Below are 25,999 nucleotides of genomic sequence, written 5' to 3'. Positions count from 1 at the left end.
TGGATCTCGGTCCATCACTGGATCGCGTGACGGCCTCGTGTAGCCTCGCTGCAAAAGCAGTTGGGAGGGATACCGTGAAGATAGCAGGGGCTTGCACGTCCGTGTTCGCACTGGCGATGCTGACGCCGATTTCAGCGCATGCGCAGGGCGCGCAAGAGGCCGCCACGGCTGAGGAGGGCGCGATCATCGTTACCGCACAACGCCGCGCGGAGGCGCAGGTCGATGTGCCGATTTCGATCACCAACCTTTCGAGCGACGCGCTAAAGACCGCCAGCGTCCAGCAGCTTGCCGATATCGGCAAGGTCACTCCGGCGCTGCGCTTCGACTTCGCGGGTGGGTTCTTCCAGCCCACCATTCGCGGCATCGGTACGGCGGTGACGACCTCGGGCGGCGGTGGCAACGTCGGCATCTACATCGACGGGTTCTATTCGCCGAACCCGCTGGCGGCCGACTTCGATCTCATCAGCGTCAGTTCGATTCAGGTGCTTAAGGGGCCGCAGGGCACGCTGTTCGGTCGCAACACCACCGGTGGCGCGATCCTCGTCACCACCCGCGAGCCGTCCACTTCGGGCAATGCCTTCGAGGGCCGCGTGACTTACGGCCGCTACAACGAGGCCAAGGCGGAAGCCTTCGCCAACTACGTCATTTCCGACCGCGTGGCACTGAGCCTCGAGGGCCAGTATCGTCGCGGTGACGGCTGGCAGCACGATATCTCCAATAACGATCGGCGCGTTGGCGACTACGAGAACTGGTCGTTCCGTCTCGGCCTCAAGGCGGAACTGACCGACACGGTGGACGTGTTGCTGCGTTACAAGCACGGCCAGGTGGACGATCCCTCGACCATGCTGGCGTCCAGCCTAAACACCTCGGACTTTGGCCTCGGCGCGCCGTTCGGCGGAGTGCCGGGGACTTACACCACGGCGAAGAACCGCATTGCCAGTGGCTCGGTGCCGGAAGTCTTCCGCTCCAACACCGACGTAGTGCAGGGCACGATCCGTGCGGACCTCGGCTTCGCGGACCTGACCTCCTACAGCCAGTACCGCAGCGAGAACTCGCTGATGTCGCAGGACCTCGACTATTCGGGGCTCGACCTGTTTCAACTAGGCCTGCCCAATCTCAACGAGACCTGGAGCCAGGAACTGCTGCTCACGTCGAAGGCGGGGCCGAAGCTGCAGTGGACGGCGGGGCTGTTCTACTTCCAGAATAGCGACACTTACATCACTTACATCAACAATGGCGGCAACGCGCCCGACCAGCGCATCCGGCTCGGCGGGTCGAGCACCACGGTCAAGAGCTACGCCGCCTTTCTCGACGCCACCTACGAGATCACGCCGCAATTCTTCCTGACGGCCGGCGCGCGCTATTCGATCGACAAGATCGTCGATGCCTACTGGAACCAGCAATTCGCTCTCACCGAGATGCCGGTGCCGAACATCTCGAACAACAAGCTGACCCCGCGCGTGGTGCTGCGCTACAAGCCGACCGACCGGACGAGTATCTACGCCTCGTTCACGAAGGGCTACAAGGCGGCGATCTCGGACGTCGGAGGTTCGTGCCAGATCCCCGACACAAACTATACCTGCAACCGCGTCAAGCCCGAGGATATCAACGCCTACGAAGTGGGCTTCAAGTACGAGGATCGCGGCTTTTCGTTCGAGGCCGCCGCGTTCTACTATGATTACAAGAACTTGCAGGTGTCGATTTACCGCACCGGCACGGCGGAGATCATCAACGCCGCGACCTCGGAAATCTACGGGCTGGAAGGCGCATTGCACTATCAGGTCACGCCTGCGTTCCAGATCAACGCTGGCGCCTCCTACGTCCATGCACGCTACAAGCGATTCAACAACGCGCCGGTCTATGTGCGCTGCTCCGAACTGGGCGAGGAAACCGCCGCGACTTGCGCCGCCAACGGGGTCAGCTTCGTCGTGGTGCCCACCACGCTGGAAGACGTGACGATGCAACGCACCCCGGAATTCACTGGCTTCGTCGGCGCGCGCTACGAGACCGATCTGGCGGGCGGCGAACTCGCGCTGTCGGGCAACCTGTTCTACTCGTCGAGCTTCTTCTTCGGCCCCTCGGGTGTCCAGTTCGAGCAGGGTGGCTACGAAACCCTGGCCCTTCGGGCGCAATGGAACGCCCCGGATGACGGGTTCCACGTAGCGGTCTTCGGGGACAACGTCACCAACAGCCGATACCTCACGCAGGCGCAGTATTCGAGCTTCGGCATTGGCGCGAACTGGAGCAAGCCGGTCACGTACGGCGTGGAACTGGGCGTGAAGTTCTGAGCAGAGGGCGTTCCCTGATGGGAATTGCCACATGCAACGACAGTTGCTGACCTGCCGGTTTCAGGCTGAACGCAGCACAAGGGAGAGATCGATGCCGCAAGATGCAAACAGGACCTGGCGTGTCGTCCAGTGGGCGACCGGCAACGTCGGCAGTCGGGCCTTGCGCATGCTCATCGAGCATCCCCGGATGGAACTGGTGGGCCTGTGGGTCAGTTCGCCGGAGAAGGTCGGCAAGGACGCGGGCGCACTCTGCGGTCTTGCGGAAACCGGCATCAAGGCGACGAATTCGCTTGAGGAGATCGTCGCCCTCGATGCCGACTGTGTCCTGTTCATGCCGCAGGGGACCGACTGGGACGCCCTGTGCGCGCTCCTTGCTTCGGGCAAGAACGTGGTGACGACGCGCGGCGACTTCCATTATCCACCTCTCATGGATGCCGGAAGACGCGCCCGGGTCGAAGAGGCCTGTACGGCAGGGGGTACGTCGATCCATTCCACCGGGTCGAGCCCCGGTTTCGTCACGGAAGCGCTGGCGATCCCTCTGTTGTCGCTCCAGCGCGAACATGGTTTGCTCACGATCGACGAATATGCCGACGTGTCGAGCCGCAATTCGCCCGACATGCTGTTTCACATCATGGGCTTCGCGGCGCCGATGGCACCATTCGACCAGTGCCGGGCCGAGCATCTCAAGGGGGATTTCGGCAGCTCGCTTTCGCAGGTCGCCGAGGCCATGGGGCTACCTTGCGATGATATAGAAGCGGTCGGCGAACTTTCCGCGACGCGCGGTGACCTCGATATAGCGGCCGGCAAAGTGCCCGCCGGCACCGTCGGCGCGATGCGTACAACCATCACCTGCAAGCATCAGGGTCGTCCGATCCTGCGCTTCCGCGCTAACTGGTACGTCACCACCGACATCGAGCACGAATGGGACTTGCGCGAGTCCGGATGGCGGATCAGCACCGAGGGCGACACGCCTGTCAAGGTGGACATTACTTTCCCGGTCGCGGAGGAAGACTACGCCGCCTACACGCCCGGCTTGACCGCGCATCGACCTATCAATGCCATTCCAGCGGTCTGTGCGGCCGCGCCGGGCATTCGCACTACCGTCGAACTGCCGCAGATCGTCCCGCTTTACGGCTGAGTTGCCGGCCCCGCCACCGTCGGCGTCGACTGATCGCCACCCAATACGCGGTAAAGCGCTATCCGGTTGCCCGCCTGTGTCAGCCGCACCGCGATCTCCGCCTGCCGCGCGGAATAGAGGCTGCGCTGCGCATCGAGGTTGTCGAGCGAGCCGACGATACCTCGGCGATAGCTCGCCTCGGTGAGCGTAGCGGTGTCCTGTGCCGCGCCGGTGAAGGCCGTCGCGGCGCGCAGGCGTTCGGCGAGGGTGCCCTGGTCGGCGAGGGCGTCGGCGGTTTCTTGGAAGGCGGTCTGGATCGCTTTCTCGTAAGTCGCCAGGGCCGCGTCGCGCTGGGCCTTGGTCACCTCGACATTGGCCTTGCGGCCCCCTGCGTTGAACACCGACCAGCTGCCATCCGCACCCAGCGTCGTCGTGCGCGAGGCCGTGTCGAACAGGCTCGATAGCGACTGGCTGGCGAAGCCGATCAGGGCGCTTAGCGATATCGTGGGGAAGAGCTGTGCCCGTGCGACACCTATGTCGGCATTGGCGGCGCGCAGTTGGTATTCGGCCTGAACCACGTCCGGGCGGCGCAGCAATACTTGCGTCGAAAGCCCGGCAGGCACTTCGCCGAGGCTGGCGTTGACCTCGTCGATCCCGGTCGGCAGCAGCGCGCGATCGAATTCCGCACCTACGAGAAGGCGGATCGCGTTGATGTCCTGCGCCAGCGCGGCGGTCTGCGTGGCGAGGTCGCCATTGGCGGTTTCGAGAACCTGTTCGGCCTGCCGAAGTTCGGTACGCGCGGCGACGCCGCCCTTGAGACGGGCGGACGACAGCCGCACGCTATCCTTGGCGTTGGCCGCAGTAGCCTGTGCCAGCTTGAGCAAGTCGGTGTCGGCGGCATACGTCGCCCAAGCCTGCGCAAGATCGGCGACGAGACCAAGGCGAACCGTGCGCGCTGCCGCTTCCGTCGCCAGCGCTGTATCGCGGTCCGAGCGGGTGGCGTTGGCGAGCTTGCCGAACAGGTCCAGCTCGAAGCTGGAGATACCGCCCTGTACCGAATAGCTCATGCCGTTGAGGCCGAAGCCGCCGCCGGTCTCGGTGTCGGTGGCGGAGCCGCTGATGCCGACAGCCGGGAACTGGTTCGCCCGAGTTACGCGCACTTGTGCCCGCGCCGCCGCGACGTTCGCCGCCGCCACGCGCAAGTCGCGGTTGTTGGCCAGTGCCTCCTCGACGAGCGACTGCAGGCGAGGGTCGCGGAATATGTCCTTGTAGGACACCTCCGGCAGCGAAGCCTCGCTCTGCTGCAGGTATGCGTCGCCAACCGGCCACGAGGTCGGGACGGGCAGGTCGGGCTGGACGTATTTTGGAGCCAGCGAGCAGGCGCCAAGGGCCAGGGCAGGCAGGACGCCCGCCATCAGGCGGATGCTCATGCGCTTCATGCGGGGTCTCCCGAGCGCCCGCGGCGCTGCTGCAGTTTCTCTCGTGCTGCGGCAAGACCGTCGCGCACGCTGCGGCGCACGAGCACGAAGAACAGCGGTATGTAGAAGATCGCAAGGATCGTCGCGGTGAGCATGCCGCCGACCACCGCCGTGCCGATGGCGACGCGGCTGTTAGCGCCCGCGCCGGTAGCGATGGCAAGCGGCAGCACGCCGAAGATGAACGCGAAGCTGGTCATCAGGATCGGGCGCAGTCGGATCTTTGCGGCCTCCAGCGCGGCGTCGATGACGCGCTTGCCTTGCCGTTCCGCCTGCTCGGCGAATTCGATCATCAGGATCGCGTTCTTCGCGGCAAGGCCCATGGTCGTGAGCAGGCCGATCTGCAGGTACACGTCGTTCTCCAACCCGCGCAGCGTGACGAAGGCGATGGCGCCCAACAGGCCGAGCGGAATGACGAGGATTACCGCAACCGGGATCGACCAGCTCTCGTAAAGCGCCGCAAGGCACAGGAACACGACCAGCAGGGACAGGGCGTAGAGGATGGGCCCTTGTCCGGACGACAACCGCTCCTGATACGAGGAGCCCGCCCATGCGACGCTCACGCCGGGAATATCGGCGACGAGTTGCTCCATCACGTTCATCGCCGTGCCCGAGCTGACGCCGGAACCGGCATTACCGGAGAACTCATAAGCGGGCAGGCCGTTGAAGCGCGAGGTGGAACTCGGCGCCGTCGACCATCCGATCGTCGAGAACGAAGAGAAGGGCGCCATTTGCCCGTCGGAGCCGCGAACGAACCACTGCGCCAGATCTTCCGGGCGCGAGCGGAACTGCGCATCGCCCTGTACGTAGACGCGCTTGACGCGGCCCTTGTCGATGAAGTCGTTGACGTACGTACCGCCCCAGGCCGTCGAAAGCGTGGCGTTGACGTTGCCGGGGGTCAGGCCGAACGCGGTGAGAGCGCGGATGTCGGTGTTGATCTTGAGGGTCGAGACGTCCGGCAGGTTGCTCAGGCGCACGCCCGACAACTGGTCGTTCGCGCCAGCGGCGGCGAGCAGCTTTTCGCGAGCGGCCATGAACTTGTCGTCCGACAGTCCGCTGGCGTTCTGCAACTCCATCGTGAAGCCCGCCGAATCGCCGAGGCCGCGAACGGCGCCCGGCACCAGCACGAAGACCTGCGCGTCTCGAAGACTGCGGAAGGCGGCGCTGGCGCGCTGAACGATGGCGTCGGCGCCGTCCTTCGGGTCGGTGCGCTGCGACCAGTCGGTCAGGTTGATGAAGCCCTGACCGCTGTTCTGGCCGGATGCACCGCGCCCGCCGCCCGCGACGGAGAACATGCCCGCGACGTTGTGCTTCTCGTAAGTCGTGAAGTACTTCTCGATTTCGCGCTGCACTTGCTCGGTACGCGAGCGCGGGGTGCCGGCGGGCAGGCGCCATTGTACGCTTATGTTGCCCTGGTCCTCGTTCGGCAGGAAGCCTGTCGGCAGCCGCTGGAACAGCAGGAACGTACCGACGCAAGTAACCGCGAACAGCGCGAGCCAGCGCCACTTGTGGGCAACCACGACGTCCACCTTGCGCACATAGGCATCGGTAACACGCTCGAAGCTGCGGTTGAACCAGGTGTGGAACTTCTCCCAGCCGCGCGCGAGCCAGGGCAGGTGGCGTTCGATCCAGTTCGGCTCGTGATTTTCCTCGCCATGGGGTTTCTTGGCCTTGAGCAGCGTCGCCGTCAGCGCCGGGCTGAGGATCAGCGCCACCAGCACCGAAAGCACCATCGCGGTCACGATGGTCAGCGAGAACTGGCGGTAGATCACGCCCGTCGAGCCGCCGAAGAAGGCCATCGGCAGGAACACCGCCGAAAGCACCAGCGCGATAGCCACCAGCGCTACCTGGATCTCCTCCATCGACTTGATGGTGGCGTCGCGCGGGGACATGCCGGGGTTCTCTTCCAGCAGGCGCTCGACGTTCTCGACCACGACGATGGCGTCATCGACCAGCAGGCCGATAGCCAGCACCAGCCCGAACAGCGTCATCGTGTTGATGGAGAAGCCCATCACGTAGAACACCGCGAAGGTGCCCAGCAGCACCACCGGCACCGCGATCGCCGGGATCAGCGTGGCGCGCCAGCTCTGCAGGAACACGAACATCACGATGACAACGAGGATGATCGCCTCGAACAGCGCCTTCTCGACCTCTTCGACCGAGAGCTTGATGAACGTCGTGGAGTCACTGCCGTAGATGTACTTCACGCCGTCGGGCATCTCTGCCGCGAGGTCCTGCATCTTCGCCTTGACCGCTTCTGCCGTGCGCAGGGCGTCGGCGCCGGGCGCCAGCGAGATCGAGATGCCTGCGCCGGGGTGACCGTTGACGCGGCTGACCGAGGAGTAGCTGTCCGCGCCGATCTCTACCCGTGCGACATCGCCAATGGTGACGACCGAACCGTCCGGGTTGGTCTTGAGCACGATGGCGCGGAACTGGTCGGCGGTCTGCAGGCGCGAACCGGCGGTGACGACGGCGTTGATCGCCTGATCGTCGACCGCAGGCGTGCCCCCGATCTCGCCCGCCGCGACTTCGGTATTCTGGGCGGTGATCGCTGAGGTCACGTCGCTGGGCATGAGCGCCACGGCGGCAAGCTTGCGCGGGTCCAGCCAGATACGCATCGCGTGCGGCGCGCCGAACACGTTGACGTCGCCCACGCCCTGGACGCGCGAAAGCGGGTCCTGGATGTTCGAGGCAAGATAGTCCGACACGTCCTGGTTGGAGCGCTGGTCGGTCTCGTCGTAGACCGCCACCAGCAGCAGCTGGTCGGCGTTCGACTTGGTCACGGTGACGCCGCGCGCCTGCACGGTCTGCGGCAGGCGCGGGATCGCCGACTGGACCTTGTTCTGGACCTGGACCTGCGCGATGTCGGGGTCGGTGCCCTTGGCGAAAGTGGCGCTGATGCTCGCCTGCCCGCGATTGCTCGATTCGGAACTGAAGTAGAGCAGGCCGTCGATGCCGGTCAGTTGCTGCTCGATGATCTGCGTCACCGAGTTCTCGATCGTCTGCGCCGACGCGCCCTGATAAGTGGCGCGGATGTTCACCTGCGTCGGCGCGATGTCCGGGTATTGCTCATTGGGCAGGAAATTCAGCGCGCCGAGGCCGGCGAGCATCACGATGATCGCCAGAACCCAGGCGAAGATCGGGCGATCGATGAAGATGCGGGACATGAACCGTCAGCCGCGCTTGTGGCCGGATTGGCCTGCCTCTGCGCCGCTTCCCGCACCCTGGCCTTCCTTGCGCGGCTCGACCTTCTGAGGCGCCGTGCTCACGACCGGCTTGATCGGAGCGCCCTGACGCAGACCGTTGAGCCCTTGCGTGATGACCTTGTCGCCTTTCTTCAGCCCGCCGGTCACGACCGCGAACTCATTGTACGTGCGGTCGGCGGTGACCTTGCGGCGCTGCGCCTTGTTGTCGGCGCCGACCAGCATCACGAAGGCGCTGCCGTCGAAGTCGCGCTGCACGGCGTTCTGCGGGATGAGGAAGGCGTTCGGGTCCGAAGCCTGGTCGAACATCGCCGTCACGAACATCCCGGGAAGCAGAATGCCGTCGGGGTTAGGAAAGCGCGCGCGCAAGGTGACGGTGCCGGTGGTCTGGTCGACCGTGACTTCGGAGAACTGCACGGTGCCCGCCTGCGGATAGCGGATGCCGCCGTCCAGCATGAGGTGGACCTCGGTGCTGCCGGGGTCACGCCGCCTTCGGCAAGGCGGCGACGCAGGCTCGTCAGCTCGGCGGCGGACTGCTGCATGTCGACGTAGATCGGGTCCATGCGCTGGATCACCGCGAGCGGATCGGCCTGCGTGGCGCTGACGAGGGCGCCGACGGTGAACAGCTGGCGTCCGATCTTCCCGCTGATCGGCGCGGGAACGGTGGTGAAGCGAAGGTTGATCTTTGCCGTGTCGAGCGCGGCGGCGTTCTGCGCGATGGCGGCCTTGGCTGTCCTCGATTCCGCCAGGGCGTCGGTATAGTCCTGCTTGGCGATCGCTTCCATGTCGGCGAGCGGGCGATAGCGATCCGCTTTGACCGAGGCTGCATCCGCCGTGGCGCGCGCGCTGGAGAGGTTCGCCTGCGCCTGGTTCACCGCCGCGCGGTAGAGGCTGGGATCGATCTCGAACAGCGGTTGCCCTGCCTTGACCGTGCTGCCCTCTGTAAAGAAGCGGCGCTTTATCACGCCGGTCACCTGCGGACGCACCTCGGACGTCTCGAAGGCGACCGTACGGCCGCTGAGCGTTGCCGAGAGGGGGACGCTGCTGGTCTGCGCGACAATATAGCCGACTTCGGCAGTGCGCTGCTGCTGACCTTTTGACGATCCGCCGGAGCATGCCGCAAGCGACACTCCGGCAAGCGCGAGGGCGGCAACAGGCAGGAGCGGCCAGCGCCAACCGGAGGGCCGGCGAAGGGCATAAGGGGGAAGCTGTTCAAGTCGCACGCCTTGTTGGATGTTGCCCTGTCCTATTCAGCAAAACGGTGTGCGAGCAAGCGCCCATTTCGCAGATGCGACAATTTGCGACTAAAGATCAAAGTCGCATGGCAATCCGGCTGAACGTGCCGAAATCCATCACAGTTTCCCGTAATGGAGATTTATTTCGGGCGCGACACCAAAGGAAAGGAAATGGTGCCCGAGGGCGGATTCGAACCACCGACACTGCGATTTTCAGTCGCATGCTCTACCAACTGAGCTACTCGGGCACTCGTTCGGCGGCGGCCTCTGGAAGAGACCGGCGAGCGGTGTGGGCGGGCCTATGAAGAAGGTGGCCGACCTTGGCAAGCCCTAAATGACGAAGAAATTTCAATCGTCCTGTGGATTGTTTTTTCCTGCCCGACGAAGTCCTCGGGATCGTGGCGCTGGCCAGGCAGGGCGTAGCCGTCGTCCAGCCACTTCAGCAGGTCACGATCGCGGCACTGCTTGGAGCAGAACGGCGTGAACTCGGCGGCGCGGGGTTTGCGGCAGATCGGGCATTTGCGTTCGGAGAGGGTCATAGCGGCACCGCCTGCGCGAATCCGGCGGCCAGCGCAAGCGTGCGCTCCTCCTGCCAGCGGATCGTGCGCCCGGTGCGCCGCGCGAGGTCGGCGAGCCATTCCTCGCTCATGGCGGCCCGCACGGCGGGGTGCGCGGTGAGCAGCAGCGCGCCCGGTTCGGCCACATGTTCGGCACTGCGCAGAAGAAGGCGCGCGGCGGCGGCGGCGGGGGCGGCACGCACCCGCTGCGGGATCGAAGGGCGCTCCAGTCGCGCGATGAGCTGCACGAAGCCGAAGCCGTTCATCGCCGTGCGCTGGTGCGGCCAGTGGTCGAGCGCTTCGGCCAGAGCATCGTCCACCGCGCGGCGGTCGTCCTTGCGCTCCAGTGAGGGAAGTCGATGCCGATCGAGCCGGCAAGGTCGAGCCGCCCGACCGCGTCGGCGATCGCGGGCACGGCGGCCAGCGCCAGCGCGGCGAGGGGAGGATGCCGTCGATGTCGATCAGCGTCATCGCCGGGGTCGGCGTCACCACCAGCGATCCGCCCTCGAAGGCGATCACGCCGTCAAGCGCCTCGGCCACGATCTCGGGCCAGGGATCGTCGGAAAAGCGGCGGACCTTCCTGACCGGCAGTCCGCCGCCACGCAGCGATTCGGCAAGGGTGGGGGCAGGTCGGAGGGCAAGATCGCTGGCGCGGGTCTGGGCCAGTTTGTAGCGGCCGGTCTCGGCCATCGCTGTGCGGGTGACGATCACCCGCTGGCGTGCGCCTTCGCTGGCGGACTTGGGGAGGCCGTCGACGAACGCCTCCTCGCCCGAATCGAAGCGAACCGTCCCGCGTGAGGCTCCGGCGCGGCGCGATACCAGCACTGCGTCAGCGACTTCACCGGCGGTCAGCCGGCCCGGCCATTCCAGCCTTGCGGCAAGGACATGGCCGTTATCGACGAGAATCGCGCGGGTTTCGCCGATCCCCTCTTCGACCAGCCATTCAGCCAATGGGGAAGCCTGCGCCCTTCAGCAGGGCGCGCGTCTCGAACAGGGGGAGGCCGACGACGCCTGAGTGGCTGCCGGAAATCCACGCGATGAGGCCTTCGGCGCTGCCCTGGATGGCATAGCCACCGGCCTTGCCCTCCCACTCGCCGCCGGCGATGTAGGCTTCGACCTCGTCTTTTGACAATTGCTTGAAGCGCACGATCGTCTCGTTCAGCCGCTCGTGCAGGGTGCCGCCGGGCGCGCGCAGGGCGATGGCGGAGAGGACGCGGTGCCGCCTGCCCGAAAGCAGCGCGAGACATTCGCGCGCGGTCTTCTCATCTTCGGCCTTGGGCAGCACGCGGCGGCCGCAGGCGACTACGGTATCGCCAGCCAGCACGAAAGCATCGCCGGGAGGCAGCGCAAGCGCCTTTTCCCGCGCCATGCGCCGGGCGTAATCGCGCGGTACCTCGCGGGGATGCGCAGTCTCGTCGATGTCTGCAGCTTCCACCGTGAAGTCGCTCATCCCGATGCGGGAGAGCAGTTCGCGGCGTCGCGGGCTGGCGGAAGCGAGAACGAGTCGGGGGCGCCATGCCCCGCCGACAAATCTGCCGCAGTCAGGTCAGGACCCGAACTGGCCAGGGCCGCCACGGCCCGGCATGAAGCGGTAGGTGATGCGACCCTTGGTGAGATCGTAGGGGGTCAGCTCGCAGAGCACTTCGTCGCCGACCAGCACGCGAATGCGGTTCTTGCGCATCTTGCCTGCGGTGTGGCCGAGGATTTCGTGGCCGTTCTCCAGCTCGACGCGGAACATCGCGTTGGGGAGAAGTTCGACCACGCGGCCGCGCATTTCGAGGAGTTCTTCTTTCGCCATTGGCGATCAGTTTCCATTGTTCTGGTGTGTCATCGGCGCGCGACATAGCCACGACTCCGCGAAAATGGAAGCCTTGGCGGCATTTTTGCCGTTCGTGTGACTGCTTTGTCGCCATTTGCGCATCGCGCCATGGCCCGCAACGACTTCGCGACGATGCGTACAGCAGCAAGGGCCGCCGGTTCATGTTCGCGCAAGACGATTGCGACAAAATGATACCGCGCCCCAGCTTGTGGTCCGCAAGAGGCCAAGGCAATAGCGCGGGAGGGGAAGGAACACATCACTATTTCACAGATGCACCTTGGCGGAGACTGCACTTGCGTTCCTTACCTCTGATCAGCCTCGTGGCGAGCCTCGCCATGCCGATGCCTGCGTTCGCGGCGGAAGCGGCGGCTGACGCACCCAGCGTGCCGGTCATCAAGGATGACGACACCGATCCCGACAACCCGCTGGAAGTCCATGGCAACGAGATTCTCGTCACCGCGCCGCGCGTGATTGGCTCGATCGACGTGCCCCAGCAGCCCATTGCGGTCTTCGACGAGAACGACATCGCGTCCTATGGCGTCGCCTCGATCGAGGAACTGCTGGATGCGATCAGCCCGCAGACCGGCAGCGGCCGCGGGCGCGGCGGCTCGCCGGTCATGCTGCTCAACGGCCAGCGCATCTCCAGCTTCCGCGAGATGCGCGGCATCCCGCCCGAGGCGATCCGCCGGGTCGAGGTGCTGCCCGAGGAAGTGGCGCTGCGCTTCGGCTATTCGGCCAACCAGCGCGTCGTGAACATCATCCTCAAGGACCAGTTCTCGGCGGTGACGACTTCGGGCGAATACAATCGCCCGACGCGCGGCGGCTACGACAATTACGAGCTGGAAGGCGGCCTGTTCAAGATCGCCGGGCCGCGCCGCTTCAACGTCAACGGCAAGCTCGACAACACCAGCATGCTGACCGAGGCCGAGCGCGGCATCACGCAGGACGAATCGCGCGTTTCCCAAGTCGCGGGCGATCCCGATCCGGCGCGCTATCGCAGCCTCGCCGCGCAGGACCACGAACTGACGCTGGAAGGCACGATGACGCAGGGGCTGGGCGAGAAGGGCCTGGCCGGGGCGATCACCGCGACCGGCGGATATACCCGCTCGAACACGCTCTCGCTTTCGGGCCTCGACACGGTTCCGCTGACCTATGACGGCCAGACGCTGCGCCGCACGCTGGCCGATCCGCTGCGAAACCGCTCGATCACCGATACGTTCGAGGGCGGGCTCGGCTACAGCACGATGCTCGGCGAATGGCAGGTCAGCGCCACCGCCAATGCGACGTATACCGACACGAATACCCGCGTCGATCGCCGTCGCACCGAGACGCAGTACGGCGACCTGCAGGCCGAAGTCGCATCCGGCGCGCTTTCCATCACCGGAGCGCTGCCCAATGTGCCGGGCGCAGGCGTGGACGTCGCGACCACGCGCCAACTGACGCTGTCCAACCTCGTCACCCTGTCGGGCAAGCCCTTCCGCATGCCTGCGGGCGAGGCCAACCTGACGGTCAAGGGTGGGTACGATTACGACCGCTCGATGAGCGAGGACACCCGCACCACCGTGGGCAACGTGACGCTCCGGCGCGGCGATCTGCTGGGCGGCGTCAATCTGGCGTTGCCGCTCACCAGCAAGGGAGAGGATTTCCTTGGCGCGGTGGGCGACATCACGCTGAATTTCAGCGGCGGACTGGACCACCTGTCGGACTTCGGAACGCTGACGGACTGGAGCGCGGGCGTCACATGGGCGCCGACCGAAACGCTGATGCTGCAGGCGAGCTATATCGTCGATCAGGCCGCGCCCAAGCTGACCCAGCTGGCCGCGCCGATGGTCGAGACATACAACGTCGCGGTCTACGACTTCACGAATTCGCGCACCGCGCTCGTCACCACGGTGACCGGCGGCAATCCGGACCTGAAGAAGGAAACCCAGCGCGACTGGAAGATCTCGGCGCAGTGGAAGTTGCCGTTCTTCCAGCGCTCAAACCTGATCGTCGAATACTTCCGGAACCGGTCGAGCAACGTCACCCAGTCGTTCCCGCTGCTGACCTCGGCGATCGAGGACGCCTTCCCGGACCGCGTGACGCGCGACGCGGACGGCAACCTGACCCGCATCGACCGGCGCGCGGTGACTTTCGACGAAGTGAAGACTTCCTCGATGCGCTGGGGCTTCAACATTTCGGGCAGCCTTGGCGGTTCGTCATCGGCTGGCGGCGGTACGCCGGCAGGCCAGCCCGCGCCGATGAGCGCTGCGCCGACGCAGTCGGTCACCGGTCCGAATGGGCCGATGGCGGGCGGTCAGGTGTTGAATGGCGGGCAGGCGACTGGTGAGGCGGGGCGTCCGAACTTCGATCCATCGCGCTTCGCCGCGATCCGCGAAAAGCTCTGCGCGCCCGGCGCAGGCGATCCCGATCCGGCGGGCCTGCCCGAAGGATTGCGCAATCGTCTCTCCGGTGCGGACGGCAAGATCGACCCGGCCAAGCTGGCCGAGTTCAAGCAGCGTGCCTGTTCGGCCGAAGGGCAGGGTGCCACTCCCGGCGAAGGCGGCGGCCGAGGTCCGATGGACCCCGAGCGTTTCGAACGCATCCGTACCGCGCTCTGCGCGGGCGGCAGTGGCCCACCGGACGTGGCGAGCCTGCCCGACCGCATGCGCGAGCGCATCATGGGCGCCGACGGCAAGGTCGATCCGGCCAAGCTCGCCGAACTGCGCGAGCGTTTCTGCAATGCGCCGACGCCGGCCCCCGGCACGACCCGCGCGCAGGGCGAGCAACCGATGTTCCCGCCCCCGGGTGCTTTCGGGGGCAACCGCCGATGGCTTCCAATGCAGGCGAGCGGGGCGCCGGTGGGACGCGTGCTGAATCTGGCGGGCGCGGACCGGGCGGTGGACCGGGTGGCCCTCCGGGCGGCGGCTTCGGCCCGCCGGGTGGACGGGGTGGCAGTCGCTGGAACCTCTCGGTTTATCACACCTGGCGCTTCACCGACACGATCCTGATCGCTCCGGGCGTGCCGGTGCTCGATCAGCTCAATGGCGATTCCACCACGGCGGGCGGCACCCCGCGCCACACGATTGAGGCGGAGGGCGGCCTGTTCAAGAACGGCTATGGCTTGCGTTTGAAGGCCGAGTGGAATGCCGCCGCGCGGGTCGATGGCTCTGGCGCGCCGGGGAGCCAGGACTTGCGGTTCGGCAGCACCTTCGACGTATCGCTGCGGATCTTTGCCGATCTCGGCCGCAACGAGGCGCTGGTGGCGAAGATGCCGTTCCTCAAGGGCTCGCGCCTGTCGCTCCGGGCCGACAACCTGCTCGATCTGCGCCAGAAGGTCACCGACCAGAACGGCGCGACGCCGATCGCCTACCAGCGTGCTTACCGCGAGCCGCAGGGGCGCGTGCTGGGGATCGACTTCCGCAAGATGTTCTGAGGACAGGCAAGGTCCACTCCCAGCCCCTCCCGCATGCGGGAAGGGAGAAATGAGCGGTCCCCCTCCCGCCTGCGGGAGAGGCTGGGGGTGGGCGCGTTCGGGCACTTCCCCTTCGCGCGAACCTTCCCTATCTGCACGAACATGGCGAGAACACCAGCCGGCACTCCTGAGCAGCCCAACCATCTCGAACGCTTCAACGAGGAGCGGGCGACCTACACCGTGCGCGGCTCCGACCAGCCCGACCTGCAGGCCGGCGTCGAGGTGATCCGCGACACCGTCCGCACGCTACCCGCCAAGCCCGGCGTCTACCGCATGCAGGACGCGCGCGGCGATGTGCTCTATGTCGGCAAGGCGCGGGTGCTGAGGAACCGCGTCGCCAACTATACCCAGTGGGAGCGTCTGCCCGGCCGCCTGCAGCGCATGGTCAGCCAGACCCGCTCGATGACGATCGTGACGACCAATTCGGAAGCCGAGGCGCTGCTGCTCGAAGCGCAGCTCATCAAGCGCTTCCGGCCCGCGTACAACGTGCTGCTGCGCGACGACAAGTCGTTCCCGTTCATCCTGCTGCGCACCGATCACGAATTCCCGCGCATCATGAAGCATCGCGGCGCGCGGCGGATGAAGGGCAATTACTACGGCCCCTTCGCCAGCGCCGGATCGGTCAACACCACGATCAACGCGCTGCAGAAGCTGTTCCTGCTGCGCAGCTGCACCGACAGCTTCTTCGCCCGGCGCGACCGGCCTTGCCTGCTTTACCAGATCAAGCGCTGCTCGGCGCCCTGCGTCGATCGCATCGACGAGGCGGGCTACAAGGAACTGGTGCAGGAGGCGAAGGACTTCCTCGGTGGCAAGTCCAACGCGGTCCAGCGCAAGATCGAGGCGCAGATGGCAGAAGCCGCCGCCGACCTCGACTTCGAGCGTGCGGCGATGCTGCGCGACCGCCTGCGCGCGGCGACTTTCATCCAGGGCAGCCAGGCGATCAACGCGGAAGGTCTCGACAATGCCGACATCTTCGCGATGGCCAGCAAGGGCGGGCAGGTCGGCGTGCAGGCCTTCTTCATCCGCGGCGGCCAGAACTGGGGCCACCGCGCCTTCTTCCCCACCCATACCGAAGGGCTGAGCGAGGAAGAGGTGATGCAGGCGTTCCTCGCGCAGTTCTACGAGGAAGTGCCGCCCGCGCGCTGCATCCTCGTCGATCGCGAACTGCCCGAGGCGGACCTCATCGCCGAAGCCCTGCGCGAGAGCGCGGGCGGCAAGGTGGAAATCTCCGTCCCCCAGCGCGGCAACCGCCGCAACCTGATGATGCAGGCCACGCGCAACGCGGTGGAAGCGCTCGACCGCCGCCAGGCTGAGCGCGGCACGCAGGCGAAAGTCTGGCGCGAGATGGCTGACTTCCTCGAGCTGCCCGACCTGCCGCAGCGCGTGGAAGTCTACGACAACAGCCATATCTCGGGCACCAAGGCGCTGGGCGCGATGGTGGTGGCGGGGCCGGAGGGCTTCCAGACCAGCCAGTACCGCAAGTTCAACATCAAGTCCGCGCAGACCGACGACGATTACGCGATGATGCGCGAGGTCATGACCCGTCGCTTCGGCCGCGTGCAGGAGGAAGACCCCGAGCGCACCGGCGGCACCTGGCCTGACCTCGTCCTGATCGACGGCGGCAAGGGCCAGATGAACGCGGTGAAGGACGCGCTGGAGGAACTCGGCATCGAGGACGTCAACCTCATCGCCATCGCCAAGGGGCCGCATCACGGGCGCGAGGGGCGCGAGGTGTTCCATTTCCCCGACGGGCGGGAGAAGATGCTGCCGGTGAACTCACCCGTGCTGTTCCACCTCCAGCGCCTGCGTGACGAGGTCCACCGCTTCGTCATCGGCGCCCACCGCGCCAAGCGCAGCCGGGCGATCACCGCCAGCCCGCTCGATGAGATTCCCGGCATCGGCCCGGCCCGCAAGCGCGCGCTGCTGCTGCACTTCGGCACGGCCGGCAAGGTGCGCGCGGCGAGCCTCGAAGATTTGCGCCGCGCGCCGGGTGTCAGCGTGGCGGTGGCGCAGACGATCTACGACTTCTACCATCCGAACGGCTGAGCGGCGCGACACCTGCGGCGGGCCGCGCAACTGACGATCATCTCCCCGGTTGAAGTTTCCGTAGGACGGAGGCGGGAAACGGGAGATGCAACGTGGTTACACTTAGTCCGCTCGCCATAGCCGTCGGCCTGATCGCGCTGACCGTTCTGGTCGGCGTTGTTGTGACAGTCATGCGCAGTCGCCATACAGCGCGGTTGCGTGATCGATTTGGCGACGAATACGATCGCACTATCGACCAGTCCGGCAGCATGTATGAGGCCGAGACCGTGCTCCATGAGCGCGAGCAGCGCGTCGCCGCCTTCGACATTCGCCCGTTGGAGCCCGCCCGGCGGGAAGCGTTCGTGCGCGCATGGCTGGAAGTTCAGGCCCAGTTCGTCGATGACCCGGCGGGTGCCGTCCAGCGCGCCGACGTGCTGCTTGCCGACGTCATGACGGCGCGTGGCTATCCGGTGGCGGACTTCGACCAGCGCTACGAAGACTTGTCGGTGGATCACGGCGAGGTCGTCGCGCATTATCGCACCGGCCATCACATCGCCGCCAGCCATGCCCGCGGCGAGGCAGGCACCGAGGAACTGCGCCGGGCGATGATCCACTACCGCGCGCTGTTCGACGATCTCGTCAACGAGCCGGAAAACTTCAGCCCGGTGATTGAGCATCGCGGCGGCCGCATCCATGACTTGCGTAAGGAAACGACCCGGCGTTCCTGATCCTGCATCAGCCCGCGGCGTGGTGGTGCGTCAGAAGGTTGCTGAACGACGCGCCGCCCTGCCATGCGCGTTCGTGGAAAAAGAACACGACGGCATTCACCAGAGGTTCGATCAGGGCGATCCCACCCGCCATAGTGATCGATCCGGTGACGAGATAAGCGACTATGAAGCCCACCATCAGGTGCAGGGCGAGGAAGCTGAAAGTTTTTGCAAAATCGCGGGTCATCGGGCGATCCTTTCGATAATCCCTTTAATGCGACTTATCTGCAATAATAAACCGGCGATGCTGAGAACTGTGATCGCCTGAACCGATCCGCATCCACCGACGAATGGAGGGCGGACTATTTACAGGCCCAGCTCGCGCGCGATGCGCCAGCCCGTCGCCTTGATGCGGTTGCGATCCGGCCAGCGTCCTGGCGGCTTCGGCTTGAGCCCGCAGCGGCGCAACAGGCCGTTGAAGGCCCGTGCGTCGGCTTCGGCAAAGCTCCACTCCGAACGCCAGGTGATCGACAGCGAAACGGACGGCTCCGGCCCGTTGCGGACGAAATGCGGTGCCATCACCGGCACGTAGAGCGCTTCTCCCGGCCCAAGCGGGAATTCGCGACCCCCGGAGAGCAGCTCTTCACGCCACTTCAGTTCGCGGCCGCCGCCGGTGTGATAGGTCTCGTGGACTTCGTCCGGCGCGAAGGTCGGATCGCCGGCCGAGAACTGCGTCATGACTTTCGAGCCGCGCACCTGCATCAGGATGTTGTGCTCTGGATCGAAGTGATAGGGCGTCACGCCCCCAGCGCTGGTCACGAAGACGAAGGCCTGCGTCTTGAGCATGCGCCCGGTGCGCGATCTCGATGGCCGGGCGGATTTCCGCCAGCAGTTCGGAGAGAAGAGCGGCATAGGCCGGGTCCTGCTCGACGTTCTTGAGCACCGCCCAAGAGCGGGTCGTCTCAATCTGGCGGATCGTTTCCCCGATGGGGATGCCGGTCGGCGCGGGCTTGCCTTCGACGCCGATGGGCTGGTCGCTGGCATTGTATTCGACCGAGGCTGCCGGAAGCCCCTCCGCCAGCCGCGCCAGTGCCTCCAGTTCCATCAGCGGATGCGCACCGAGGGCATGAGTCAGCTTGTGCGGCACTTCGGGATAGTGCGATGCGAAGGCGTCGCGCGCGGCATCCGGGAACACCGGACCTGTTTGGAGGATAGTTGGGGCGTTCATGCTTCCTGTCCGGCGGGATGGCGCGCGGTTTCTGCGCGCACGAACTGTCGGAAGACGGCACGGCGCAGCTTTCCACCGATGGCGATGGAGAGCCGCCCGATACCTCGGCGCTCGCGCCAGAGGTGGTCGATCATCGGATGGTCGGCGCTGGCGCAACTGTCGGTCCAGACGATCTCCGGGCGGTCCAGCATGGCTAGGTTCTCGCGTTGGAGCAGCACGCCCGGAGAGAAGCGCGCATACGTCTCGTCGAATGCGGTCTTGTACGAATAGGCGCCTGGCGCGGTCAGGAACGTCGCCAGCATTGCGACGGGGCGACCGTCGAGCGTCAGCGATAGCCTCTCCAGCCTTCCGCGCAGGGCGGCGCCTTCGAGGCTTTCGCGGAACATCCGCTCAGTCCGTTCGGAGCTTGCCAGCGCGGAACCGCCCTGTCCCTTCCAGCCCGCAGCCTCCAGAGTAAGGAAGTCCGTACTCCACTGTGCCACGTCGCGCGCATCGGTGCGGTGCTCGAAGGCGAGGGCGCCCTCCTCTCCGAGACGGTTGGCCTGACGGCGCAATTCCTTGCGCTTCTTGCCGGAAAGTGCACTTTCCAGATAAGCGTCCGACGATAGGTCCGACGCAAGCATGGCACGTGCCTCGCGGTGGACGATCTCCAACTGTCGCGAACCCTGTGCCGCCACGGCCTCCAGCGCGGCGTAAAGCGGCCCGCCCAGTACCATGCCGCGCAAATGCAAGAACAGCGCTGCGCCCGGCCGTGCGTCGGCCCATCGCAGTACGGCCTGCCAGAAAGGTACTTCGGCACCCTTCGCAACCAACGGCACGCCGCAGAAGCAATTTGCGTGGAGCCAACTCGACAAATGCGGCATCGGCCAGCGGTAGTAGCGCCGGGGATGAGCGATCGGCAGCAGGCCGGCGAGGCGGCCGTCCTGTTCGAAGCGCAGAATCGTCACGTCATCGGTATTCGGTAAGTGGCGCAAGGAAGGCAGAAGATACCAGCTTTCGAAAAAGGGATTGGGCTCGCTCGCGTCGAGGGCAAGGCCATCCCAGGCTTCGACCTCGCTTTCCAGCGCGCGCCAGGGCAGAGCAGAAAGGTTGCTAGAAGACGGGCGCACGGGTGCAGGCTCGGCTTCGAGCACCGGTGGAGCCTCTTTGCGGTATGCCTCGCCAGCCACTTGCAGAGCGAATCCTGTTGCCGGAACGTTGCGTGTTCAAGGCCTGAACTAGTGGCGAGAAATCAAGGAAACGCTAACGGCACCGCGCCTGTATCGCGGGCGCGGTGCCGCCGTGATCAGCCCTTCGCCATCGCCGCGAGCAGCAGCAGCGCGACGATGTTGGTGATCTTGATCATCGGGTTCACCGCAGGGCCGGCGGTGTCTTTATAGGGATCGCCCACGGTGTCGCCGGTGACCGCGGCCTTGTGGGCCTCCGACCCCTTGCCACCGTGGTTGCCGTCTTCGATGAACTTCTTGGCGTTGTCCCAAGCGCCGCCGCCCGAAGTCATCGAGAGCGCCACGAAAAGCCCGCCGACGATCACGCCCAGCAACAGAGCCCCAAGCGCCGCGAAGCCATTCTCCGGCCCCGCGACCCAGCTGATCGCATAATAGACCACAATCGGCGCCAATACCGGCAGCAGCGAGGGGATTATCATCTCCTTGATCGCCGCTTTGGTGACAAGATCGACAGTCCGCGCATAGTCGGGTTTTTCGGCGTAAGTCATGATCCCCGGTTTCTCGCGGAACTGCTCGCGCACATCGACCACCACGTCGCCCGCCGCGCGGCCCACCGCCGTCATGCCCATCGCCGCGAAAAGGTAGGGCAGCAGCGCGCCGAGCAGCAGCCCGACGATGACGTAGGGGTTCTCCAGGCTGAAGTTAACTTCAAGCAGCGGGAAGAACTCGCGCAAATCGGTAGTATACGCGGCGAACAATACCAACGCGGCAAGGCCAGCCGAGCCGATGGCATAGCCCTTGGTGACGGCCTTGGTGGTATTGCCGACGGCGTCGAGCGCGTCGGTCTTTTCACGCACGGCGTCGTCGAGGCCGGCCATCTCGGCGATGCCTCCGGCGTTGTCCGTCACCGGACCATAGGCGTCCAGCGCCACGACCATGCCGGCCAGCGCCAGCATCGCAGTGGCCGCATAGGCGATCCCCAGCAATCCGGCCAACTGGTGGGCGATGATGATACCTGCGACGATCACGAGGGTCGGGAGCGCCGTCGCCTCGAGGCTGATCGCGAGGCCCTGGATCACGTTCGTCCCGTGGCCGGTGACGGAGGCCTTGGCGATCGAGCGGACCGGACGGTAATTGGTCCCGGTATAGTATTCGGTGATCCAGATGATGAGCCCCGTGATGGCAAGACCGACGAGCGCGCAGTAGAACAGTGTGCGCCCGTTGAAGTCGCCGCCCGGAATGACGGTCTCCATGTCGCCGAGGGCATGGGACACGGCCCACCAGATCGCCGGGATCGAAAGCACTGCTGTCACCAGGAAACCCTTGTACATGGCTCCCATGATGTTCTTCGAACCGCCGAGACGCACGAAGTATGTGCCTATGATCGAGGTGACGATGCAGACGCCGCCAATGAGCAGCGGCAGCGCCATCATCGTGGCGAGGCTGTCTGTGCCTTTGAGCAGCAGTGCGGTCAGCACCATCGTCGCGCCGACCGTGACGACATAAGTTTCGAACAGGTCGGCAGCCATGCCGGCGCAGTCGCCGACATTGTCGCCGACGTTGTCGGCGATCACGGCGGGGTTGCGGGGATCGTCCTCGGGAATGCCGGCTTCCACCTTGCCGACGAGATCTGCGCCGACGTCTGCCGCCTTGGTGAAGATGCCTCCGCCCAGGCGCGCAAAGATCGAGATCAGCGAGGCGCCGAAGGCGAGGGCGGTCAGCGCCTCGACCACGGTGCGGTCCTCTCCGCCCACGGTATGTGCGGCCGGACCGGTGAGATACCAGTAGAATACCGCGATCGCGAGCAGCGCGAGGCCGGCCACCAGCATGCCGGTGATGGCACCCGCTCGGAAAGCCAGCGTCAGACCGTCCTGCAGTCCTTTCTGCGCCGCTGCGGCGGTACGGACGTTCGCGCGTACCGAGATGTTCATCCCGATAAACCCGGCCAGGCCTGACAGGATCGCGCCGATCACGAAACCGGTGGCCGAAACGGCCCCGAGCGTGAAGGCGAGGATGACCGCGACGATCACGCCGACCACGGCGATGGTGGAATACTGCCTCTTCAGGTAGGCTTGCGCCCCTCCTGAATGGCGGCGGCAATCTCCTGCATCTTTTCGGAGCCTGCGGGAGAACTGAGCACCTGGCGACTGGTGATGATGCCATAAATGATGGCAAGAAGTGCCAGGACTATTGAAATCGTGACTAGATCCACGAAGACGTCCCCTTCCCAATATGTTGTAGCGGCGGGTTTTCCCGCTCGCGACGACTAGGGCTATAGACAAGCCGAATGGGTGGCAAGCGGGGATGACACCGTACCACCGGCAATCTCGAAGAGAGTCGCTTACGGCCTAGTGCTGGTAACCGAGGCGGTCTGGCAGTGACAGCTGCCTGCCGTCAATCGACAGGGACAAGCCTGAGCCATCCTCTACCGAGCCTATCGGCGTGACCTGCCGGTCCAGCGCGCTGGCTGTTTCCAGAATGCGCGCGGTATGCTCCAGTGGTGCGGTAAACAGCAGTTCGTAGTCGTCCCCGGCTGTCATTGCGGCCATTCGCGCTTCTACCGTCTCACCGGCAATGGCGACCAGTGCGGGGGAAAGGGGCACGGCGCCAGCGTCCAGTGCAATGCCGACACCGCTCGCCTCAGCCATGCGCAAGGCATCGACGAGCAACCCGTCAGAGACATCCATCATCGCATGGACCAGTGGTACAAGTGCCACGCCGAGGCGCGGCTCGGGCGAGGGGCGTCGATAGCGTGCGAGAAGTGCCGCGATGGTGGTTTCCGGGCCTTCAAGCCGACCCAGTGCGGCCGCGAGGCCTGGTCCGGCGTCACCGATGGTCCCGCTCACCCAGAGCCGGTCCCCGGGTTTCGCGGCGCTACGCGAGGGCACGGGGCAATGCTGTCGCCCGGTGCCTAGCGCGGTGAGGGAAAAGCTGCGGGGCGCGCCTTCGGGCATGCGCACGGTGTCCCCGCCCAGCAGCGGAATGGCGAACCGGCGGCAGGCATCGTCCAGTCCGGCGAGGAACGCGGCGTCCCAGTCGGCATTGCCGAGCGCGTGCGAATAGAGGCACCCTACCGGCGTCGCGCCCTTGGCGGAGAGGTCGGAGACGTTCACCGCCACCAGTTTCCAGGCGACGTCTGCAGGCGGATCGCCGGGCAAGTAATGAACGCCTTCGACGACGGTATCCATCGTCAATACCAGCGCCTCGCCACCGATCTGGAGCACGGCGGCATCGTCCGCCAGCCGCCGTGCGGCGGGGTCGGTGGCGATGGCGCGCAGCGCGTGGATGAAGGCGTGCTCGCCGGTCATCCCGGAACTATGCCGTCAGCGGACCGACTTCGCTACTGAATCGAGGACGCCGTTGAGGAACTTCGCCTCGCGCGGGTCGAAGAAGGCATGGCAGACGTCGAGGTATTCGCTGATCGCCGCGCCGGTCGGAATGTCGGCGCGGGCTATGAGTTCGTAGGCGCCCGCGCGCATGATCTGCAGCATCGTCTTGTCGAGACGGCCGAGCGACCAGCCCTCGGTCAGCTTGGAGGCCAGCAGTTCGTCGATCTCGTCGCGGCGGGCGATGGTACCCTTCACGACGTCGTCGAAGAACGCGACTTCGGCCTGCGCGAACTGCGCGTCGTCGATCTCCATGCCGAGGCGGTGGCGGTGGAATTCGTCGAGCAGGGAGGCCATCGGGGTGCCCTCCATGTCGAACTGGTACAGCGCCTGGACGGCGGCGAGGCGCGCGGCGGCGCGCTTCTGCTTGGGATTGCTCATGAGTTCAGCCTTACGGAAATGGAGCGCGCGTGCGCGGGAAGCCCTTCCGCTTCGGCAAGGGCGACGGCGGCGGGGCCGATGGCCTCCAGCGCCGCGGAATCGAGCTGGATGAAGCTGGTCCGCTTCATGAAATCGAGGACCGAGAGGCCCGAGGAGAACCGCGCGCGGCGCCCGGTGGGCAGGACGTGGTTGGGCCCGGCGACGTAATCGCCGACCGCCTCGGGGGTCATGCGGCCGAGGAATACCGAACCAGCGTGCCGGATGCGGCGCATAAGGCTTTCGGGATCGTCAGTGGCGATCTCGACGTGTTCGGCGGCCAGCGCGTTGGCGAGCGCGGGCGCTTCGTCGAAGCTGGCGACGTCGACGATGACGCCGTTGACGCTCCAGCTTTCGCGGGCGGTCTTCTCGGTGGCGAGCGCGGCCAGTTCGATTTCGACTGCCTCAGCCACCGCATCGGCATAAGCCGCGTCGTCGGTGATGAGGATTGACTGCGAGGTCGGGTCGTGCTCGGCCTGGCTGAGCAGGTCGGCGGCGATCCGGCGCGGCTCGTTCTTGGCGTCCGCGATGACGAGGATTTCGCTCGGCCCCGCGACCATGTCGATGCCGACGACGCCGTAGAGCTGGCGCTTGGCCTCGGCCACCCAGGCATTGCCGGGGCCCGTTACCACATCGACGGGGGCGATGCGGTCGGTGCCATAAGCCAGCGCGCCGACAGCATGGGCACCGCCTACGCGCCACACTTCGTCCACGCCCGCAAGATGCGCGGCAGCGAGGACGAGCGGATTGACTTCGCCCTTCGGCGTAGGCGTGACGACAACGAGACGTTCCACGCCTGCGACCTTGGCGGGAATGGCGTTCATCAGCAGCGAGGACGGATAGGCCGCGCGCCCGCCGGGGACGTAGAGACCCGCCGCATCCACCGCGTTCCACGTCGCGCCAAGGCGCACGCCGGCGGCATCGGTGTAGTCACGGTTTTCGGGCAACTGCGCGGCGTGGTAGGCGCGGATACGCTCTGCCGCGAGTTCCAGCGCTGCGCGCAAGGTCGGTTCGAGCGCGTCGAAGGCGGCCTTGCAGGTAGCGGCATCGACGTTCCAGCCGGTCTGGTCGAGGTCATGGCCGTCGAACTTCGCCGTGAGATCGGCAAGCGCTGCATCACCACGCTCGCGCACGTCCCGGAGGATCGCGGCGACGTCAGCGGCCACGTCAGCCGCGCTTTCGCGGCGGTCGGACACGACGCGGGCGAACGCGTCGGCAAAGCCGGGGTCAGTGCTGGACAGGCGCAGCATCAGGCGGCTTCCTTCTCGGCCACCAGCGCGCGGAAGGCCTCGACCAGCGCGGCCACGCGTTCGTCGGTCTTGAGCGCAGCGCGGTTGACGATCAGGCGCGCGGAAATGTCGAGGATGCGGCTCGTTTCGACGAGGCCGTTCTCCTTGAGCGTGCGGCCGGTGGAGACGAGATCGACGATCCGGCTCGACAGGCCGAGGCACGGCGCCAGTTCCATCGCGCCGTTCAGCTTCACCACCTCTGCCTGCACGCCCAGCTTCTCGAAGTGGCGGCGGGTCAGGTTGGGATACTTGCTGGCGATGCGCAGGTGCGAGGGCAGCGCGCCGCCGGTCTCGCCCACCTTTTCGGCGACCGAGAGGCGGCAGTGGCCGATGTTCAGGTCTACCGGCGCGTAGAGATCGGAGTAGGCGAATTCCTCCACCACGTCCGAGCCAACGATGCCGACTTGCGCAGCGCCATGCGCGACGAACGTGGCGACGTCGAAGGCGCGCACGCGGATCAGGCGCATATCGCTGTTTTCGCAAGCGAAGGAGAGCGCGCGAGACTTCTTGTCATGGAATTCCGCCTCGGGAATCACACCGGCGCGCGCCATGAGCGGCAATGCTTCGTCGAGGATTCGGCCCTTGGGCACGGCGAAAGTCAGAGGTGTCGGCATGGTGCGCGCCTTAGTCGGG

Annotated in this window: 17 protein-coding genes, 1 tRNA gene and 4 pseudogenes; 6 read left to right on the top strand and 16 right to left on the bottom strand. The window is 65.8% G+C overall.

The genetic code is table 11. The features are described from left to right. Positions 1 to 74 precede the first annotated feature (74 nt). The gene (locus KZO24_RS07290; RefSeq protein ID WP_271183455.1) at positions 75 to 2,288 is read left to right on the top strand and encodes a TonB-dependent receptor; all 2,214 of its coding nucleotides are present in this window, start codon (positions 75 to 77) and stop codon (positions 2,286 to 2,288) included. Positions 2,289 to 2,379: 91 nt separating this feature from the next. Next, positions 2,380 to 3,426, top strand: a complete 1,047-nt coding sequence (locus KZO24_RS07285; RefSeq protein WP_271183454.1) for an NAD(P)H-dependent amine dehydrogenase family protein — start codon at positions 2,380 to 2,382, stop codon at positions 3,424 to 3,426. Here KZO24_RS07285 and KZO24_RS07280 read toward each other — a convergent pair. The 8 genes and pseudogenes from KZO24_RS07280 to infA form a co-directional block, all read right to left on the bottom strand. Then, positions 3,417 to 4,844 (bottom strand): efflux transporter outer membrane subunit, encoded by a 1,428-nt coding sequence (locus tag KZO24_RS07280; protein WP_271183453.1) that lies wholly within the window; start codon positions 4,842 to 4,844, stop codon positions 3,417 to 3,419. The genes KZO24_RS07285 and KZO24_RS07280 overlap by 10 nt on opposite strands. Next, the gene (locus tag KZO24_RS07275) at positions 4,841 to 8,047 is read right to left on the bottom strand and encodes an efflux RND transporter permease subunit (RefSeq protein WP_271183452.1); all 3,207 of its coding nucleotides are present in this window, start codon (positions 8,045 to 8,047) and stop codon (positions 4,841 to 4,843) included. Before KZO24_RS07275 ends, KZO24_RS07280 begins: the two co-directional genes overlap by 4 nt. A 6-nt stretch (positions 8,048 to 8,053) precedes the next feature. Beyond that, positions 8,054 to 9,243, bottom strand: a pseudogene (locus KZO24_RS07270) (efflux RND transporter periplasmic adaptor subunit). 247 nt (positions 9,244 to 9,490) lie between these two features. Then, positions 9,491 to 9,566 (bottom strand) — tRNA-Phe (locus KZO24_RS07265). Between the two features lie 51 nt (positions 9,567 to 9,617). Further along, on the bottom strand, positions 9,618 to 9,857 hold the full coding sequence (locus KZO24_RS07260; RefSeq protein WP_486487043.1) for a DNA gyrase inhibitor YacG: 240 nt from the start codon (positions 9,855 to 9,857) through the stop codon (positions 9,618 to 9,620). Next, a pseudogene (locus KZO24_RS07255) lies at positions 9,854 to 10,826 on the bottom strand (ribonuclease). Before KZO24_RS07255 ends, KZO24_RS07260 begins: the two are co-directional and overlap by 4 nt. Then, a complete protein-coding gene (locus KZO24_RS07250; RefSeq protein WP_008832183.1) occupies positions 10,819 to 11,325 on the bottom strand; it encodes a Maf family protein in 507 nt (168 codons plus the stop codon). The pseudogene KZO24_RS07255 and the gene KZO24_RS07250 overlap by 8 nt, the downstream one beginning before the upstream one ends. 96 nt (positions 11,326 to 11,421) lie before the next feature. Then, positions 11,422 to 11,673, bottom strand: coding sequence for a translation initiation factor IF-1 (gene infA / locus KZO24_RS07245; RefSeq protein WP_008832182.1), 252 nt, complete (start codon positions 11,671 to 11,673; stop codon positions 11,422 to 11,424). 314 nt (positions 11,674 to 11,987) lie between these two features. Between infA and KZO24_RS07240 the strand changes: the two genes are divergently transcribed. The 4 genes from KZO24_RS07240 to KZO24_RS07225 all read left to right on the top strand — a co-directional run bounded on the left by KZO24_RS07240 (position 11,988) and on the right by KZO24_RS07225 (position 17,901). Further along, positions 11,988 to 14,684 carry a TonB-dependent receptor plug domain-containing protein gene (locus KZO24_RS07240; RefSeq protein WP_486487042.1) on the top strand — a complete coding sequence of 899 codons (2,697 nt, stop codon included), beginning with the start codon at positions 11,988 to 11,990 and terminating at the stop codon, positions 14,682 to 14,684. Positions 14,685 to 14,701: 17 nt separating this feature from the next. Further along, positions 14,702 to 15,109, top strand: coding sequence for a hypothetical protein (locus KZO24_RS07235; protein WP_486487041.1), 408 nt, complete (start codon positions 14,702 to 14,704; stop codon positions 15,107 to 15,109). A 141-nt stretch (positions 15,110 to 15,250) separates the two neighbouring features. Beyond that, the gene (uvrC, locus tag KZO24_RS07230) at positions 15,251 to 17,194 is read left to right on the top strand and encodes an excinuclease ABC subunit UvrC (RefSeq protein ID WP_271183448.1); all 1,944 of its coding nucleotides are present in this window, start codon (positions 15,251 to 15,253) and stop codon (positions 17,192 to 17,194) included. Between the two features lie 92 nt (positions 17,195 to 17,286). Further along, positions 17,287 to 17,901 carry a hypothetical protein gene (locus KZO24_RS07225; protein ID WP_271183447.1) on the top strand — a complete coding sequence of 205 codons (615 nt, stop codon included), beginning with the start codon at positions 17,287 to 17,289 and terminating at the stop codon, positions 17,899 to 17,901. 7 nt (positions 17,902 to 17,908) lie between these two features. Here KZO24_RS07225 and KZO24_RS07220 read toward each other — a convergent pair whose 3' ends face one another. The 8 genes and pseudogenes from KZO24_RS07220 to hisG form a co-directional block, all read right to left on the bottom strand. Further along, positions 17,909 to 18,127 (bottom strand): DUF2061 domain-containing protein, encoded by a 219-nt coding sequence (locus tag KZO24_RS07220; protein WP_271183446.1) that lies wholly within the window; start codon positions 18,125 to 18,127, stop codon positions 17,909 to 17,911. Between the two features lie 119 nt (positions 18,128 to 18,246). Beyond that, positions 18,247 to 19,108, bottom strand: a pseudogene (locus KZO24_RS07215) (cupin domain-containing protein). Beyond that, positions 19,105 to 20,241: a GNAT family N-acetyltransferase gene (locus tag KZO24_RS07210; RefSeq protein WP_486487152.1), complete on the bottom strand. Its 1,137-nt coding sequence runs from the start codon at positions 20,239 to 20,241 to the stop codon at positions 19,105 to 19,107. The pseudogene KZO24_RS07215 and the gene KZO24_RS07210 overlap by 4 nt, the downstream one beginning before the upstream one ends. Positions 20,242 to 20,393: 152 nt before the next feature. Next, positions 20,394 to 22,486, bottom strand: a pseudogene (locus KZO24_RS07205) (sodium-translocating pyrophosphatase). A 136-nt stretch (positions 22,487 to 22,622) separates the two neighbouring features. Further along, on the bottom strand, positions 22,623 to 23,582 hold the full coding sequence (thiL, locus tag KZO24_RS07200; protein ID WP_271183442.1) for a thiamine-phosphate kinase: 960 nt from the start codon (positions 23,580 to 23,582) through the stop codon (positions 22,623 to 22,625). A gap of 15 nt (positions 23,583 to 23,597) precedes the next feature. Beyond that, on the bottom strand, positions 23,598 to 24,041 hold the full coding sequence (gene nusB / locus KZO24_RS07195) for a transcription antitermination factor NusB (protein ID WP_271183441.1): 444 nt from the start codon (positions 24,039 to 24,041) through the stop codon (positions 23,598 to 23,600). Further along, the gene (gene hisD, locus KZO24_RS07190; RefSeq protein WP_271183440.1) at positions 24,038 to 25,327 is read right to left on the bottom strand and encodes a histidinol dehydrogenase; all 1,290 of its coding nucleotides are present in this window, start codon (positions 25,325 to 25,327) and stop codon (positions 24,038 to 24,040) included. The genes nusB and hisD overlap by 4 nt, the downstream gene beginning before the upstream one ends. After that, complete coding sequence (gene hisG, locus KZO24_RS07185; RefSeq protein ID WP_271183439.1) at positions 25,327 to 25,980, bottom strand: ATP phosphoribosyltransferase; 654 nt, start codon at positions 25,978 to 25,980, stop codon at positions 25,327 to 25,329. Before hisG ends, hisD begins: the two co-directional genes overlap by 1 nt. Positions 25,981 to 25,999: the final 19 nt, after the last annotated feature.

The sequence above is a fragment of the Novosphingobium sp. NFX11 genome, from assembly GCF_057376415.1.
Note: the sequence above shows the minus strand (reverse complement) of the source record. Positions and strands in the feature narration are given on the sequence as shown.